General features: G+C 36.1%; 2 protein-coding genes and 1 pseudogene. All 3 read right to left on the minus strand.

The genetic code is table 11. From position 1 onward, the window contains the following. The coding region (locus GSY74_RS01095; protein WP_164663254.1) for an NADH-ubiquinone oxidoreductase-F iron-sulfur binding region domain-containing protein at positions 1 to 1569 on the minus strand (1569 nt) is incomplete at its 3' end. Positions 1570 to 1578: 9 nt separating this feature from the next. Continuing rightward, positions 1579 to 1803, minus strand: a complete 225-nt coding sequence (locus GSY74_RS01100; protein WP_164663255.1) for an NADH-ubiquinone oxidoreductase subunit E family protein — start codon at positions 1801 to 1803, stop codon at positions 1579 to 1581. Then, positions 1803 to 2377: pseudogene (locus GSY74_RS01105) on the minus strand (NADH-quinone oxidoreductase subunit D); the annotation flags it as partial. The gene GSY74_RS01100 and the pseudogene GSY74_RS01105, both read right to left, overlap by 1 nt.

Genomic DNA, 2377 nt, shown 5'->3' on the forward strand with positions numbered 1-2377 from the left:
AGGAAGTAGGTCAAGATCCGCTGATTGAGAAACGGCAGGAATTAAAAAATCTGTCTCAATACTATAAGACTCTCCATCAATTTTAACTAACTGAGCTCTACCACCATCTGGATCTGGAACAAGTTCAAACTTATCTATGAAAAGTGATTTTAAAACATCATTCTCATCTCTCATCTCATTAACTGCTGAGTGAAATAAAAATTCAACACCCTCTTCTACAGCTTCATGGTACTCTTCATAGGTCGTATTTCTAATTATAGTCTTTTCATCACGACGATAAATCATATAAACTTTTTTAGCATTTGCTCTAATTGCACAACGAACAACATCCATAGATGTAAATCCACCACCAACACAAACAACTATTTTTCCAGTTAAATCTACCGCTTCGCCAATACCATATTTATCCCAAAGATTGATTTGATCAAGCATCTCAATAGCTGACCAATAACCCTCAACTTCAGGTCTCTCATTAGCACAACGAACTTTTTTACTTATACGAGTACCAGTTGCAATCATTGTAGTGTCGTACTCTTCTTCAAATCTTCTCATATCATCAGCACCAATACGAGAGTTAGTAATAAAATTAACACCCATATCTCTAACACATTCGATATCTTGATTGTATTTGTCTATTGGCATTCTATATTCAGGTACACCAACAGCAACTTCACCACCAAGGACAGGAAGTTCTTCATAAACATCACATTCAACGCCCTCAGCAGCAAGATAATAAGCTGTAGTTAAGCCGGCAGGACCTGCACCGATAATTGCAACTTTTTTACCATTTGGTTTCTTTTTCTTCATTGGATGAAAAAAGCCAAAACCATGATCAGTTTCATAATCAGCACCTAATCTTTTAAGTTCCATAATAGATATAGGCTCATCAAGATTTGTTCTTCGACATGCATCTTCACATGGGTGTGGACAAACACGACCACAAACATGAGCAAGAGGCATAGTTTGTCTTGTTGCTTGAAGAGATTCGTTAAACCTTAAATCTCTAACACCCTCTATATATCCTGGAATATCAACATGTGCAGGACACATATCAGTACAAGGTGCAGTAATTTTAGCAATATAGCCAACTTCTTCATTATAATGTTTGGATGGTTTTTGATTGTCAATACAATCCATAAACACATCTTCAAAGTGAGTCATCAAGTCAATTATCGGATTTGGAACAGTTTTACCAATTTCACACTTAGAAGTGATTTGCATCGATTTGCCAATCTCTTTTAAGTGATCCATATCAGCAACTGAGCCTTCTCCACGAGCAATCTTATCTAGTTGGTCATATAAAATTCGTCCACCCCATCTACCAGGTGCACATCTTCCACAAGCCTCAGAATACTCTTGATATTGCGCTGCATACTCCATCGCTAAACGGATAACATCTACATCTTCATTAAAAAGTGCAACACCATCCCAGCCAATAAAAGCTTTAGAATCACGATGATCATCGTATGTTGCTGGTAGATTATATGCTGATTCTTCCCACTCATCTTCTGGTTTACCAATATTATTTATTGACTCTCCATTCCAAGTAGAAAAATATACTTTACTCAAATTAAATCCCTAACCTTTTTTTGCTACGATAGTCCAATCGACTTCGTTAAACTTTAAAGAGTTCATCAACTCATAACCACACTCTTTTACTAAATCTGCAGATTTTTGAATTGGTGTAAAATCACCAATTTCAAATAAAAAGATTGCTACTTCACCATCCGTATGAGTTCCTAAAAGTTCTTTCATTCTAGGTTCAAATTCTGCTTTTAAATGTCTTAAATCATATCTTTTCATTAGCGATCCACCTCTCCAAATACTATATTTGTTGTACCAATAATAGAAACTACATCTGGAATATAATGACCTGGCAATAGGTCAGTTAAAATACCTGTATGCCAAAAAGATGGAGCACGAAGTTTTAGTCTATATGGATATGGTCCACCTTGAGAGTTGATAAAATAACCTAACTCACCTTTTGGTGATTCTGTTGCCACATAAACTTCTCCAACAGGAGGTCTCATACCCTGAGTTACAAGAACAAAATGTTGCATCAAAGAGTAATTTTGAGTCATAATATCAAGCTTTGGAGCTGATATATATTTTGGAGCATGAGCCATTAACTCAGTCTCTCCATTCTTAACACACTCTGCATACATATCTATTGTTTGATAAAGGATCTTAGCTGATTCTCTCATCTCTTCCATATATACACGATAACGAGCAAAGTTATCACCTTTATCTGACCAAGGTACATTGAATTCTACTTCATCATATAACTCATACGGCTCTTCTTTACGAATATCCCAAGCTACACCAGAAGCTCTAAGCATAGGACCTGTACAAGCCCAAGATAATGCCATATCAGTTG

Source organism: Sulfurovum sp. bin170, assembly GCF_010892395.1.
Classification (GTDB): domain Bacteria; phylum Campylobacterota; class Campylobacteria; order Campylobacterales; family Sulfurovaceae; genus UBA1140.